The organism is Streptomyces sp. NPDC104226, assembly GCF_055584085.1.
In genome coordinates this window covers 261,044-276,028 of record NZ_JBVJMS010000006.1, presented here as the reverse complement: position 1 = coordinate 276,028, position 14,985 = coordinate 261,044, and the positions used below count along the sequence as shown (strand labels likewise).

The 14,985-nt window shown below is 73.8% G+C and carries 7 protein-coding genes; 1 reads left to right on the top strand and 6 read right to left on the bottom strand.

What is annotated here, in order from left to right; translation table 11 throughout:
* Nucleotides 1–12: 12 nt before the first annotated feature.
* The 6 genes from ACZ60J_RS20565 to ACZ60J_RS20540 form a co-directional block, all read right to left on the bottom strand.
* Nucleotides 13–1,818, bottom strand: a complete 1,806-nt coding sequence (locus ACZ60J_RS20565; RefSeq protein ID WP_469683658.1) for a GMC oxidoreductase — start codon at nucleotides 1,816–1,818, stop codon at nucleotides 13–15.
* 194 nt (nucleotides 1,819–2,012) lie between these two features.
* On the bottom strand, nucleotides 2,013–3,641 hold the full coding sequence (locus ACZ60J_RS20560) for a succinic semialdehyde dehydrogenase (RefSeq protein WP_469683656.1): 1,629 nt from the start codon (nucleotides 3,639–3,641) through the stop codon (nucleotides 2,013–2,015).
* A 173-nt stretch (nucleotides 3,642–3,814) separates the two neighbouring features.
* The gene (locus ACZ60J_RS20555; RefSeq protein WP_469683654.1) at nucleotides 3,815–5,584 is read right to left on the bottom strand and encodes a serine/threonine-protein kinase; all 1,770 of its coding nucleotides are present in this window, start codon (nucleotides 5,582–5,584) and stop codon (nucleotides 3,815–3,817) included.
* A gap of 117 nt (nucleotides 5,585–5,701) precedes the next feature.
* Nucleotides 5,702–8,725 carry a protein kinase gene (locus tag ACZ60J_RS20550; RefSeq protein WP_469683652.1) on the bottom strand — a complete coding sequence of 1,008 codons (3,024 nt, stop codon included), beginning with the start codon at nucleotides 8,723–8,725 and terminating at the stop codon, nucleotides 5,702–5,704.
* A 117-nt stretch (nucleotides 8,726–8,842) separates the two neighbouring features.
* Entirely contained in the window at nucleotides 8,843–11,338 is a 2,496-nt protein-coding gene (locus tag ACZ60J_RS20545; RefSeq protein WP_469683650.1) for a serine/threonine-protein kinase, read from the bottom strand.
* A gap of 206 nt (nucleotides 11,339–11,544) precedes the next feature.
* Nucleotides 11,545–13,263 (bottom strand): glycerol-3-phosphate dehydrogenase/oxidase, encoded by a 1,719-nt coding sequence (locus ACZ60J_RS20540; RefSeq protein ID WP_469683648.1) that lies wholly within the window; start codon nucleotides 13,261–13,263, stop codon nucleotides 11,545–11,547.
* A 362-nt stretch (nucleotides 13,264–13,625) separates the two neighbouring features.
* Here ACZ60J_RS20540 and ACZ60J_RS20535 point away from each other — a divergent pair, with 362 nt between their 5' ends.
* Nucleotides 13,626–14,855 carry a nucleotide sugar dehydrogenase gene (locus ACZ60J_RS20535; protein ID WP_469683646.1) on the top strand — a complete coding sequence of 410 codons (1,230 nt, stop codon included), beginning with the start codon at nucleotides 13,626–13,628 and terminating at the stop codon, nucleotides 14,853–14,855.
* The last annotated feature ends 130 nt before the right edge of the window (nucleotides 14,856–14,985 follow it).

Genomic DNA, 14,985 nt, shown 5'->3' with positions numbered 1-14,985 from the left:
CACAGGGGTCGTTCACTCGGTGGGCGCCGCCGGGCGCGGCGGAACCTCCGGTACCGCCAGGAACGGCAGGCGCAGCGCGCCGAAGGCCTCCTTCGGCACCGCCGGACGGGCCGGTTCCACGGCCGTCATGCGGGTGTACGCCGCCCCCTGCTCCGGGCGCGGGTCGTGCTCGCCGTTGTTCGGCCAGTAGGACATCGCCCGTTCCGCCTGCGCGGTGATCGTCAGCGACGGGTTGACCCCGAGGTTCGCGGAGACCGCCGATCCGTCCACCACCGAGATGCCCGGGTGCCCGTAGAGCCGGTGGTACGGGTCGACCACGCCCTCCTCGGGCGAGGCGCCGATCGGGCAGCCGCCGAGGAAGTGCGCCGTCAGCGGGGTGCCCATGAGCTCGCCGATGTTGCTCCCCGGGAAGCCGTTGATCTCCTCGGCCAGCAGGGTCGCCGCCTGCGTGGCCTCGGCGATCTGTACGGGGTTGGGCGCCCCGTGGCCCTGGCGGGCCGTGAGCAGGCCCTTCCCGATGCCGCCGGGCTTGCGGTAGGTGGTCAGGGAGTTGTCCAGGGACTGCATGACCAGGCCGATGATGGTCCGCTCCGACCAGCGCCGGTTGGAGAGGGACCGCAGGAGCTGCACCGGGTGCCGGACGGTGCGCCCGAACCAGGCACGGACCCGGTGGGGGGAGTAGGGCACCTGGAGGATCGTCATGAACCCCATCGCGTTGGAGCCCTTGCCGTAGCGCACCGGCTCGATGTGCGTGTCGGCGTTGGGGTGCACCGAGGAGGTGATGGCCACGCCCCGCGTGAAGTCCGCCCGCCGCGCCGTGCCCGGTCCGGTGCCGTGCCGCTTGCGGTAGCGGCGGTCGTCGGTCTGCGCGCCCACGAGGCCTTCGGAGTTGGTCCGGGTCAGATCGCCGAGCCGGTCCGAGAGGCGGGGCAGCTCGCCGAGGTCCTTCATGGTGTGCAGGAGGGTCTGGGTGCCGTACGTACCCGCCGCGACGACCACGTAGCGGGCGCGCAGCACCTTGGCCTTGCCCCGGCGGCGGCCGTCGGTGGGGACCGTACGGACGCGGTGGCCGCCCTCGGGATGCTCGGAGAGGGCGGTGACCGTGGTCATGGGGTGGATGACGGCGCCGGCCTGCTCCGCGAGGTGCAGGTAGTTCTCGTTGAGGGTGTTCTTCGCGCCGTGCCGGCAGCCGGTCATGCACTCCCCGCACTCGGTGCAGGCCTTGCGGGCGGGCCCGGCACCGCCGAAGTACGGGTCGGCGACCTCCTCGCCGGGGCGGACCTTGCCCTGTCCCTCGGCATCCTCGCCGTCCCCGAAGAAGACGCCGACCGGGGCCATGTGGAAGGAGTCGGCGACACCCATCTTGGCGGCGGCCGCCTTGAGGTGGACGTCGGAGGGGGTCGTCGTCGGATTGAGCCGGACCCCCAGCATGCGCTTGGCCTGGTCGTAGTAGGGGGCGAGCTCGTCGTGCCAGTCCGTGATGGACGCCCACTGCCGGTCCTCGAAGAAGGCGGTGGGGGGCACGTAGAGGGTGTTGGCGTAGTTGAGGGAACCGCCGCCCACCCCGGCGCCCGCGAGGACCATCACGTTGCCGAGGAGGTGGATGCGCTGGATCCCGTACAGGCCGAGGGCCGGGGCCCACAGGTAGTTGCGCAGGTCCCAGCTGTTCTTCGGCAGGCTCTCGCGGGTGAAGCGGCGTCCTGCCTCCAGGACGCCGACCCGGTACCCCTTCTCGGAGAGCCGCAGCGCCGAGACCGACCCTCCGAAGCCCGATCCGATGACGATGACGTCGTAGTCGTAGTCGGTGTCGTACGACACTGCGGTGCCTCCCAAACGGAACGGACTGACGGACTGGTGCCTCGGCCGGAAAGGTTTGCCGGGGCGCGGTGTCCGGTGCGGTGGATCGCAAGGCGGAGGACCGCGGCTCGTACTGGACGTACCGCCGCGGTCCGACAACGCGGCGAGGTGCCGTGCCGGGCGCCGCGCCCCGGTGAACCTTTCCGGTCAAAGCACTAGCGGAGCCGGAACGCCTTCATTACTTGGAGGCTGCGGGTCATGAACGCCGCGTACTTCTCGTCGTCCATCCCGAACGAGGGCGCCATCGGCAGCAGCCGCTGGTGGGCGACGGTCTGGGCCTCGGTGTACTTGAGGATGCCCTCGGAGCCGTGGCGGCGGCCGAGGCCGGATTCCTTCATGCCGCCCATGGGCGCCTGGGCGGAGCCGTAGGCCGGGGCGTAGCCCTCGTTGATGTTGACTGTGCCGGTGCGCAGGCGGGCCGAGACGGCGTGGCCGCGGCGGGCGTCCTTCGTCCACACGCTGGAGTTCAGGCCGTAGGAGGTGCCGTTGGCCTCGTCGATGACCTGGTCCTCGTCGGTGAAGCGGTAGATGGAGACGACCGGGCCGAAGGTCTCCTCCCCGCACACCGCCATGGCGGCCTCGACGCCGTCGAGGATGGTCGGCTCGTAGAAGAGCGGGCCGATGTCGGGGCGGGCGACGCCGCCGGTGACGAGGGTGGCGCCCTTGGCCACGGCGTCGTCCACGTGCCGCTGTACGGCTTCCAGCTGGCGTTCGCCGGCCAGGGAGCCCATGTCGGCGCCGTAGGCGAGGGAGGATCCGAGGCGCATGGCCTTGGTACGGGCCGCGAACCGGGCGACGAACTCGTCGGCGATCGAGGCGTGCACGTACAGCCGCTCGATGGAGATGCAGAGCTGGCCCGCGGAGGAGAAGCAGGCGCGGACGGCGCCGGCGGCGGCCTTCTCAACGTCGGCGTCGCGCAGGACGAGCATGGCGTTCTTGCCGCCGAGTTCGAGGGAGGCGCCGACCAGGCGGGCGGCCGCGCCCTGGGCGACCTCGCGGCCGGTACGCGTGGAGCCGGTGAACGAAACGTAGTCGGCGTGCCGGACCACCTCGGGGCCGACGACCGGGCCCTCGCCGAGGACGATCTGGAACACCTCGGCCGGCAGGCCCGCCTCGATCATCAGGTCGCGGGCCCACAGGGCGGTGAGCGCGGTCTCGGTGTCGGGCTTCATCACGACGGCGTTGCCCGCGACGAAGGCGGGCAGGGCGTCGCCGATGGAGAGTTCGAGGGGGTAGTTCCAGGGGGCGATCTGGCCGATGACCCCGCGCGGCTGGCGCAGCTCGGTGACCTTGGTGAGGGTGGGCATGGCGCCCGTGTGGCCCTTGGGGCGCAGGTACGAGGGGGCCTTGCGGCCGTAGTGCCGGGCCGCGATCGAGACGGCCTGGACCTCCTCGTGGGCGTGCAGGCGGGCCTTGCCGGTCTCCAGCTGGATCAGGTCGAGCACCTCGGCCTGCCGGGCGAGGACCAGGTCGTGGAAGCGCAGCAGTACGGCGGCACGCGCGCGGACGGGCACGGCGGCCCAGGCGGCCTGCGCGGCGCGGGCGGCGGCGAAGGCCTCCGCCACGTCCTCGGGGGTGGCTTCGGGGAGCTCCGCGAGCCGGTCCCCGGTGAAGGGGCTGTGGTTGGCGGTGCGGCCGGAGCCGGCCACTCCGCGGGTCAGCCGGGCGACCAGTTCGGGGGTCACCACGTCGGCGGCGCTCCGGGCGCCGGCCGGGGCGGGGGCGACCGGGTTGGTGGGCTGCGGGGCGCTGCGGAGGGGGGCCGGGGCCTGCGTGTCCGTCATGGCCGTGAGCGTATTGCGCCGGAGGGTGCTTTGGGTACCCGCCGGTAACCGGATTTTGCCATTTCTGCCAGTGATCGCTGGCAGGATGGCGCGAATCCGGACACCCCGGCACCCGGCACCCGGCACCCGGCGGACGCCGGGATCAGCCGGGATCCACCGGGCGGGGCCGGGGATCAGCCGGACTGGGCCGGCGCCCAGCCGCTGAGCACCACGTCGAACTGCTCCCGGGTCGTGTCCCAGTCCGCGACCGGACCCGACATGTACACCGCATACTCGGTGCCGTCCGGTGCGTAGTACATCTGCTCGATGGCCTTCCGGGGCCCGGGGAACGCCCCGGTCTTCTCCGTCCAGACGAACTCCCACAGGGCGGCCTTGACCTGCCCCCGGAAGGTGTTCGGGTGGAGGGTCAGACGCTGGTAGTCGGAGCGCTTCTGGACCTGCTTCTCCAGGTCCAGCAGGTGCGCGTACGGATCCTTGAACGTCGGCCTGCGATCCATCGCGATCCGGATGAAGTGCTTGCCGCCGTCCCCGGTGTAGTCGATCTGCGACCCGTCCTCCCGGCGCTTCCAGCCGTCCGGGACGAAGAGGGTGAAGCCCTCCTTGTCCACGACCTTGTTCCAGCCCGCCGGCGGAGCCTTCACCGCCTTCCCCTTGGCGTCCTCGACGCCGGTCGAGGCGTCGGCCGAAGCACCGGCCGACGCGTCCGGCGAACCGGCCGTCCGGCCCTGGATCCCGCCGCCCCCGGGCGAGCCGCCGGTGTACTTCAGGATCCCGAACACCCCGCCGCCGCCGAGCAGCGCCGCCACCACGGCGACGACCGCGGCCCGCCTGATCCGGCCGGGGGCCCCGGCATCCCCGCGGCCCGGCCCGGCCGCACTGCCCGGTCCGGCCTCGGACCGCGCGGCGAGCACCGGCTCCGGCTCCGGGGCCCGGCCCTGCTCCGGCCCCTGGACCTGGCGCTGCCCTTGGTCCTGGCCGTGGCCCTGTCCCGGCCCCTGGCCCCGCCCCGCTTCACCGGGCAGCTCGGCCGTGTCCGCCGGCTCGTTCCGGGCCGCGCCCAGCTCCTCGGAGCCCATCGCGCGCGTGGGGACGTACGCCTGCGCCGCCTTCGGCTCCCGGCCCTCCATCGCCTGCAGGAACATCTGCTCTGCCTCGTCGGCCGACGGCCGCTGCGCCGGGTCCTTGCGCAGCAGCGCCGTGATCACCGGGGCCAGCGCGCCCGCGTGGGCCGGGGCGGGCGGCTCCTCGTTCACCACGGCCTGGAGGCTCTCGATGGGCGAGGTGCGGCGGAACGGCGAGAGGGCCTCGACGGCCGTGTACAGGGTCGCGCCGAGCGACCACAGGTCGGAGGCCGGGTCGGGGGATCCGCCGGTGACCCGTTCGGGGGCCAGGTAGTCGATGGAGCCGATCAGTTCGCCGGTGCGCGTGATGGAGGAGTCGCCCTCGATCGCGGCGATGCCGAAGTCGGCGAGCATCACCCGGCCGTCCTTGGCGAGCATCACGTTGCCCGGCTTCACGTCCCGGTGCAGGACCCCGACCGCGTGCGCGGCGCGCAGCGCACCGAGCACGTGCAGCCCGATCCGGGCGGCCTCCCGGGGTTCGATGCGGCCGGCCGTCTTCGCCGCGTCCGCGAGGGAGGGGCCGTCGATGTACTCCATGACGATCCAGGGCCGGTCGTCGTGTTCCAGTACGTCGTGGACCGTGACGACCGCCGGATGCTGGATCCGGGCCGCGGCCCGGGCCTCCTTCTGCGTCCGGGCGTGCAGGACGTCCCGGTCGGCCTGGGCGACGTACAGCCCCGCCGTCAGCTCCTTGACGGCGACCGTCCTGTGCAGCAGCTCATCGTGCGCGCGCCACACCTTGCCCATGCCGCCCCTGCCGATGGGCTCCACGAGCCGGTACCGGCCCGCGAGCACCGCACCTGCACCTGTCTGCTGTTCCACGAATCCCCGCCGCCGCTCTGTGCACTTCCGGTCAGACTACGGAGATCCCGGGCGACGGCGGAACCACTCGGCCGCACCTGGGCCGCACTGTGACGCAATCGCCGTACTGATACCGCGTCAGCCGCCGCTCTTGTAGCTGGCCGTCGCCTGCTCGAAGGTCTCGGTGACCTTGCCCTCCTGGTCCTGCGGGCCGGTGACCATGACCACGTGGTAGGAACCTCCGAGCGCGACGACGAAATTGCGGGCCACGACGGAACGGCCGTTCCCGTCGATCCAGGTGTACCGGCCGGTGACGCGGAGCTGGTTCCCGACCTTGGTCGACTTGATGTCGCTGACGCTCGACCAGGTGGAGGAGCGGTACGGAGCCAGCTCGGGCTCCTTGTCCTTCTGGTAGGTCGCCGGGTCGGGGTTGCCGTCGACCTTGTCCCGGCCGGGGACGATGGTCAGCGCGAAGTCCCCCTCCGTGTAGCGGACCTGACCGGACTCGTTCATTCCGCGGCGCTCCCAGCCGTTCGGAACGTTGATCGAGAAGTGCTCGGCGTCCTGCTGGGCCGTGTACCCGGACGGAGCGGGAGCGTTGGTCTGCGGAGCGGGCTTGGACTCGGGCGGGTTCGCGGAGGGGCTCGGCGCCTGGCCGGACCCGCTCGGCTTCGCGCTCGGCTTCGGGCTCCGGCCCGGGCTCTGCGACGGGCTCGCGGCGGGCGGCCGCATGCCCGCGGCCTTCTGCCCGCCCTGCGGATCGGTGGAGCGGGGCATGAAGAACAGGGCGTAGGCCACGGCTCCCGAGAGCAGGACGAGGATCCCGAGCAACAGGGAACGCCCCAGCGAGCGCGGCTTGCGGGGGTGTTCGGCACTGCGGTGCCGGCCGTGCAGGTCGGCGCGGCGCCGGGCGGCCGGCAGCCTGGCCGGGTCCGGGGCCGCCGCCGGCGGGAGCATCGCGAAGCCGCCGTCGGGCTCCGGAGCGGACCGCACGAGGGAGCGCAGCCAGCCGCGAAGCTCCTCGAAGTCGGGGCGCTCGGTCGGGTCCTGGCGCAGCAGGGACTCCACGACCGGACGCAGCGGGCCGCACTCCTCGGCGAAGGCGGGGGGCTCGGCGCAGACCATCTCCACGAGCTCGGCGACGCTGTCCTCGGGGTACGGGGCATGCCCCTGCACGGCGCGGTACAGGAGCGCACCGAGCCCCCACAGGTCGGTGGCCGGCCCGACCGGCGCGGCCAGCTGCCACGGCCCGTGCACGGCCTGCGCCTGCTCGGGAGCCCACCGCTCGGTGACGGCCCCGACCACGGCCATCCGCGTCTGCCGGGCCCGTTCCGCATCGAGCCCGCTCCGCGGCCCGCTCCCCCACCCGGCGGCCGCCGGAGACCGAGCGGCCCCCTGCGGTTCGCCCTGCGGACCCGCCTGCCCGTGACCACCGGCCCCGGACACCGCGGGATACCCGGCACCGGCCGGGTGGGTCTGGCCGGTCCGGCCGTACCCGTCGGCGCCGGGCGCCAACGCGTACCCGGCGGGGCCCTGCGGGCCGGCCTGGCCGAACCCGTCGGCCCCCGGCGCCACCGCGTACCCGGCGGGGTTCTGCGGGCCGGCCTGGCCGGTCCGGCCGGTGCCCGCCGGGTCCGGGCGGCCCGGTCCGAGCTGGGGCTGCCCGCCGTAGCCGGTGCCGTCCCGCTCGACCGGCCGGCCGGAGCCCGCCTGGTCCTGCTCCGGATGGCCCGGTCCCGGCGAAGGCTGCCCGGGGATCCGGCCCCCGGGGGTGTCCGCCTGCTGGTAGCCCTGGGGCAGGGCGAGTTGCGCCGGCAGCTCAGCACGGGCCGTCGGCTCCGCTTCGGCCGGGGGCAGGGCCTGGCGGCGCGGAGTGGCGCCGTGCCAGGTCGCGCCGCTGTCCGGGCCGCCGTACGGGTACGAGTACCCCTGCGGCAGCTTCGACCCCTCGGGCCTCGGCTCCGCTTCCGGCTCCGGCACGGGCTCCGAACCGGCCCTGCGCTGCTCGGTGATCCGCGCGGCGGCCTGGGCCCCGGCCCGGTACGCCGCGATGGCCCCGGCCCGCGCGGCGGCCTTCAGATCGGGTCGCTCCCCCGCTGCGCCCGCGGTCCCGGCGGCGCCGGCAGGGGCAGCAGCGCCGGAGACGCCGGGGGAACCGGCCGCACCGGGAGCACGGGAAGCATCAGGGGCGCCGGCCGCGCCAGGAGTACCGAGGGCACCAGGAGTCCCGGAAGTGTCGGGGCCGTTCGCGGTCCCGGGGCTTATGTGGTCCCGGTAGCGTGGCCCGGTGTCGTACCCCGGGGCCACGAGCGGCGCGTACTGCGCCGTGTTCCCGCCGCCCTGGACGCCCGTACCCGCACCGGCGCCTTCGTGACGGCCGTCGTACCGGCCTCCGGGCTCCCCGCCGACCGGCCCCGCGCCGGGCCCGGACGCCTGCCCGGCCCCCTGCACATATCCGGCATCGGCCGCCGGCCCGCCCCAGGAGCCGCCGTACCCCGCTCCCGCCCCGGACCGTCCCGGGGCTCCGCCCGCCTCACCACCCGGCCAGGGACCCGCGGAGGGGTCCGTACCGTCCCGCGGGGGAACCGGGTCGTACCCGCACAGGGCGTCCTCCGCGGCTCCCGCCGCCAGCCCCGTCAGGACGACCCGCCCGTCCTCGCAGATCAGTACCGTCCGCATGGTGATGTTCCGGTGCGTCCACCCGTGCGCGTGCAGCACCCGCAGAGCGGTCAGCACGTCCGCCGCCACCTCCGCGGCCCGGTACGGGGTCAGCGGTTCGTCGGCGATCAGCGCCGCCAGCGGCCTGGCCGGGACGAGTTCGCTCACTATCCAGAGCGACCCGCCCTCCGCGAACACGTCGAAGACCTGGTCCAGCCGCGGATGGTCCGGTACGGACGCCGCCGCCTGCGCGGCCTCGATCGCCCGGCGCACGGCGGGCAGTTCACCGTGCGGGAGCCGCCGGCCCGCGGCGGCCGGCGGGCCTCCCCGCGTGCCGTCCAGCAGCTCCGCGTCGACGACCTCCGGCAACGGCACCTGCCGTACGAGGACTTCCTGGCCGCTGCGCGTGTCGAAGGCCCGGGTCTCGATCAGTTCGTAGGCGTCGGACGGCGGCAACGGCAGACGGTAGCGCTCGGCCAGGATCCGGCCCGCGTAGTCCTCCACATCGCCTCCCCCGAGAGCTGCGGACCCGTCCCCCAGGCCCCGCTGACACGATACGACGCCCAGGGCGCCCGCGTCCCGGCCCTGGCGAGGCTGACCCCGGCTCGCGCCGAACCCGTGTCAGCCCAGCGGCTGGAAGGTGTCGAACGCCGTGGTGCGCAGCTGCGTGCACTCCTGGGCGTCCCACTGGTCGGCGAGGCAGCTGATCATGATGGCGTAGCCGTGCGTCGCGTCCATCCTGAACCCGCGGTCGAGCACCCGGACCCGCGAACCCTTCTGGTCCCGCTCGAACTCCCAGTCCGCGACGGTCGGGTACCCGCGGTACTCGACCTTTTCGAGGCGCAGCAGCTTGTAGTTGCTGCTGCTGCCCGCCACGCTCGGCGCCAGTTCCATCCAGGCGGCGCGGGCGTCGTCCTTCGGCGAGCTGTTGAAGTCGATCTGGACCCGCGGGAAACCGCCGTCGCGGCTGTATATGACGCCGTCGTTCTTGCCTATCACGCCGGTCTGCTTGAAGCCGACGGGCAGACCCATCGCGAAGTGGAACCCGGGGTCGTTGACCTGGCCGTACCCGGGCGGGAGCCCGGGCAGGGCGCCGCCGGGCGTGGCGCCCTGGCCCTGGCCGGGGTTGGTGCCCGAACCGGGCAACTGGCCCGACTGGCCCGGGTCCGGCGACGCGGCCCCGCCGGGCACCTCGCCGGTCTTCGGCGAGGGGGAGGGCGAGGGCGAAGCCGGGGGCGGGGTCGAGGAACCGGACGCGGGGCTCGACGCGGAGCTGGCCTTGCTGCCGTCCTTGCCGTCCTTCGGGACACCGCCCTTCTCGTCGTCACCGCTGAAGGCGTACGCGACGATCGAGCCGATGACGGCGAGCGCCACGACCACACCGGCTATCGCGAGCGCGATGGTGCGGCGCGGCACGACGTCGGTGAGCGGGGCGGCGACGGGCGCCGGGCGCGGCGACGGGGACTCGGCCGCGGTCGCGGCCGTTGCCGTGGCGGCAGCCGCGGCGGCGCTGGCGGCCGCTGCCTTGCGGGCCGACTTCAGCGCCGCGCGGGCGCGGTCGCGCTGCTCGCGCTCACGGCGCTCGCGTTCCTTCTTCTCCGCCTTCTCCGCGGCCTTGGCCGCCTTGTCGGCGGCCGCCTGCTCGGCGGCGTCCCGGGCCTCTGCGAGCGATATCTGCCGGGTCTCCTCGGCGCTCGGGGCGGCCACGGGAGCCGGCGGCGGCTCGGGTGCGTCGATCACGGCGGTGAGCAGCGCCCGCGCGCGGTCGTCGTCGAGCCGGTGGGCGGGGTCCTTGACGAGGAGGCCGTAGATGACCTCGGTCAGCGGGCCGGCGTTCTTGGGCGGTTCGACCGGCTCGGTCATCACCGCGGTGAGCGTCGCGAGGGCGGACCCCTTGTCGTACGGGGGCACCCCCTCGACGGCTGCGTACAGCAGGCCGCCGAGCGACCACATGTCCGCCGGCGGGCCGGGGCGCTGGCCGCGGGCCCGCTCGGGCGAGATGTACGAGGGCGCGCCGACGAGCATGCCGGTGGAGGTGACGGAGGGGTCGCCCTCGACCTGGGCGATGCCGAAGTCGGTGAGGACCACGCGGCCGTTGCCCCGGTCGGCGAGGAGCACGTTGGAGGGCTTCACGTCCCGGTGCAGGATGCCCTGGCGGTGGGCGGCACGGAGCACGTCGAGCACGGCGAGGCCGACTTCCGCGGCGCGGCGGGGGGTCAGCGGGCCGCTCTCGCGGATGAACTCCGCGAGCGAGGGGCCCTCGATGAGCTCCATGACGATCCACGGCCGGCCGTCTTCGTCGACGACGTCGTAGACGGTCACCGCGCCACCGCTGCGGATCCGGGCGATGGCCTTGGCCTCGCGCAGGGTGCGGGTGATCAGGCGGCGCTTCTCGTCCTCGTCGACGCCGCTGCCGAAGCGGAGTTCCTTGACGGCGACGGTGCGGCCGAGGGTCTCGTCCTCGGCGCGCCAGACCGTGCCCATGCCGCCCTTGCCGAGGACGTCCCCGAGCCGGTACCGGCCCGCGAGCAGCCGGCCCTCGTCGTGGGCGCCCTCTCCCGCCTTGGCCGCGGCGGCCTTGACGGCGGCGGCCACCTCGTCGGCCTTGCTCACCGCGACGGGCTTGGCCTCCGCACCCTCGGCGGCCTTCGCCCCCGCAGGCTCACCCTTCCCCAGGACGGGCTTCGCGTCCTCGGGCCCGACACCCGACACCGCAGGCTTCGCGCCGACGGCCGCGGCCGGCTTCGCGTCCTCGGGCTCGGCGCCCACACCCGCAGGCTTCGCGTCCTCCGGCTCGGGCTTCGCGCCCACAGCCTTCGCGTCCTCGGGCTCGGCCTCGCGGGCGGGCTTCGCCGCAGCCGGCTTCCGGAGCTCGGGCTTGCGCGGCTCCGGCTCCGCCGCGGCAACACCGGGCTTCGCGTCCTGCGGTTCCGCCGCCCCGGTGGCTTCGGGGGCGGCCGGGGGCACGGCGGCCGGGGCGGCCTTCGCGGCCCCCCTGCCGGCGGGCTTCGCAGCCTGCTTGGCGCCCGGCTTCGCCGCGGCAGCGCGCTTCGCGGCTCCCGCCGCGGGTGGCTCCGCGGGAGACTTCGGCTCCGTCGGGGGTGCAGCCGGAGGCACCGGCGATCCCGTCCCGACAGACGGATCCGGCGACTCGGTGTGCTCCGGCTTCGACATGCGTCCCCTCTGCGTTCGTGCCGCCTGCTCCGGTTGCCCTGGCAGCGGCCGGGGTGCCCGGTAACCCGCCCCGGCAGAACCCTCATTGTCCCTTACTCCGCAACGGACGGGAGCCCCGGGTCCGCGGTTCCGCCCGCGAAGTGACGGAGTTACAACGGCACGATGTCCGGCGCCCCCAGCCTCGCCGCGTCCGCCGTCTGATCGTCCGGCTGACGCTGCGACTCCCGCTCCGCCTGCACCCTCTTCTCGTAGTGTTCCACTTCCTTCTCGATCTGCTGCTCGTCCCAGCCCAGGACCGGAGCCATCAACTCCGCACACTCGCGCGCCGACCGCGTCCCCCGGTCGAAGGTCTCGATCGAGATCCGCGTCCGCCGGGTCAGCACGTCGTCCAGGTGTCGCGCCCCCTCGTGCGAGGCCGCGTAGACCACCTCGGCGCGGAGGTAGTCGTCGGCTCCCGCCAACGGCGTCCCGAGCGAAGGGTCTTCCGCGATCAGCGCGAGCAGTTCCTCCGCCAGAGAGCCGTACCGGTTCAGGAGGTGCTCCACCCGCACCACATGGAGCCCCGTCCGCGCGGCGATCCGCGCCCGGCCGTTCCACAGGGCCCGGTACCCCTCGGCCCCGACCAGCGGCACGTCCTCCGTCACGCACGGCGCGACCCGCTGGTCGAGGCCGTGCACCGCCTCGTCCACCGCGTCCTTGGCCATCACCCGGTACGTCGTGTACTTGCCGCCCGCCACGACCACCAGCCCCGGCACCGGGTGCGCCACCGTGTGCTCGCGCGAGAGCTTGCTCGTCGCGTCCGACTCCCCGGCCAGCAGCGGCCGCAGGCCGGCGTAGACCCCCTGGACGTCGTCCCGGGTGAGCGGGACCGCCAGCACCGAGTTCACGTGCTCCAGCAGGTAGTCGATGTCCGCGCTCGACGCCGCCGGGTGCGCCTTGTCCAGGTCCCAGTCGGTGTCCGTGGTGCCCACGATCCAGTGCCGGCCCCACGGGATGACGAAGAGCACCGACTTCTCGGTCCGCAGGATCAGCCCGGTCGAGGAGTGGATCCGGTCCTTGGGAACGACGAGGTGGATGCCCTTCGAGGCCCGGACGTGGAACTGGCCGCGCTCTCCGATCAGCGCCTGGGTGTCGTCCGTCCACACCCCCGTGGCGTTCACGATCTGCTTCGCCCGGATCTCGTACTCCCCGCCGCCCTCCACGTCCTGGACCCGCGCGCCGACCACCCGCTCGCCCTCGCGCAGGAAGCCGACGACCCTCGCCCGGTTGGCGCACTGCGCCCCGTACGCGGCGGCCGTCCGGACCAGGGTCGCCACGTACCGCGCATCGTCCATCTGGGCGTCGTAGTACTGCAGGGCGCCCACCAGCGCGTCCTTGCGCAGGGCCGGCGCGATCCGCAGGGCGCGCTTGCGCGAGAGGTGGCGGTGCGTCGGCAGCCCGCGTCCGTGGCCGCTGGAGAGCGACATGGCGTCGTACAGCGCGACGCCCGACCCGGCATAGAACCGCTCCCACCCCTTGTGCTGCAACGGGTAGAGGAAGGGCACCGGCTTCACCAGGTGCGGGGCGAGCCGCTCCAGCAGCAGGCCGCGCTCCTTGAGCGCCTCGCGCACGAGGGCGAAGTCGAGCATCTCCAGGTATCTGAGCCCGCCGTGGATGAGCTTGCTGGACCGGCTGGAGGTGCCCGAGGCCCAGTCCCGGGCCTCCACCAGCCCGGTCGACAGGCCCCTGGTCACGGCGTCGAGGGCGGTACCGGCGCCGACCACTCCGGCCCCGACCACCAGCACGTCCAGCTCCCGCTCGGCCATCCCGGCGAGCGCCTCGGCCCGCTGCGCGGGCCCCAGCGAGGCCCGCCCACCGACTCCGCCCATGCCCGCACCCATGCCCATGCCGGTGGCCGGCCCCGCCCCCGCGCCTGCCGCTGCGCCCGTTCCTGCCCCTGTCCCAGTCATCACGGCTGCCTGCCTCCCGTTGACGCGGGTCGCCCCGTCCGCCCTGTGCGGTCATCCCACCCGTTGTGGGTGATCCCGCTCACATCGCCCGTTCATGATTCTCACCGGCCGCACCCACATCAGCCACCGGCTGTGGATAACACGGCGGCGACCAAGACCTCTGAATACGACATATCTGTCATATATACGCCTAGTCTGACATTGCGCCAGCTTTCCTCCTCCACAGGACTTGCGCGCTCCGCCCCCTCATGCATGTCAGGGAAGGGAAGGGACGGCACCCCATGCCCGCAGATCTCGCCGTCATCGGACTCGGCCATCTCGGCCTCCCGCTCGCCCAGGCAGCCGTGGCCGCCGGGATCGAGACGGTCGGCTACGACAGCGGTCCGGTCACGGACTCCACCCTCACCGCCGCAGAGATCCGCCGCATGTCGGCGGCCGGCTTCCGGGTCACCACCAACCCCGTCGAACTCGGCCGGGTCCGCACGGCCGTCATCTGCGCCCCCACCCAGCTCGGCGCCGACCGCGCGCTCGACCTGTCCGCGGTCGGCGAGGCGGGCCGCACGCTCGCCGCCCGGCTGCGCCCGCACACCACCGTCATCCTCGAATCGGCGGCCCACCCCGGCGTCACCGAGGACTACCTGCGCCCGATCCTCGAATCGGGCTCCCGCCTGCGCGCCGGCCGCGACTTCCACCTGGCCTACTCCCCCAGCCGCCTCGACCCGGGCAACCGCACGCACGGCATCGCCAACACCCCCAAGGTCATCGGCGGCCTCACCCCCGCCTGCACCGAGTCCGCGCACGCCTTCTACGCCCGCCTCACCGAGAAGGTGGTCCGCGCCCGCGGCCTGCGCGAGGCCGAAACGGTCCAGCTCCTGGAGACCAACTACCGGCACGTCAACATCGCCCTCATGAACGAGATGGCCGTGCTCTGCCACGACCTCGGCGTGGACCTGTGGGACGTCATCCGGTGCGCCGAGACCAAGCCGTACGGGTTCCAGGCCTTCCGCCCCGGCCCCGGAGTCGGCGGCCACGGCGTCCCCCTGGACCCCAACTACCTCCCCCACACCACCCGCACCCCGGGTCACCCGCTCCGCATGGTCGGCCTGGCGCAGGAGATCAACGACCGGATGCCGCAGTACGTCATCCAGCGCAGCGCCACCCTGCTCAACGAGCACGGCAAGTCCGCGCGCGGCGCCCGCGTCCTCCTCCTGGGCGTCACCTACAAGCCGGACCTCGCCGACCAGGAGGGCTCCCCGGCGCACGAGATCGCCAGCCGCCTCCTCGACCTCGGCGCCCTGATCAGCTACCACGACCCGTACATCGCGGGCTGGCGGGTACGGGACCAGCCGGTCCCCCGCGCCGAATCGCTGTACGAGGCCGCGGCCAACGCCGACCTGACGATCCTGCTCCAGCACCACCGCACCTACGACCTGCAAGGCCTCGCGGTGAAGGCCCAGTTGCTCCTGGACACCCGCGGCGCCAGCCCGGCAGGCGCCGCACACCGCCTCTAGGTCACGCCCCGCACACAGCGCCTGCCCACCGGAAACCCCTCCACGGATGTCACAAGCTGCTGCTAGCCTGCGGCGACTTATCTCGCGCATACATCCCCACGTCAGCCGTGCGGGTCCCGTGTGCCCCAAA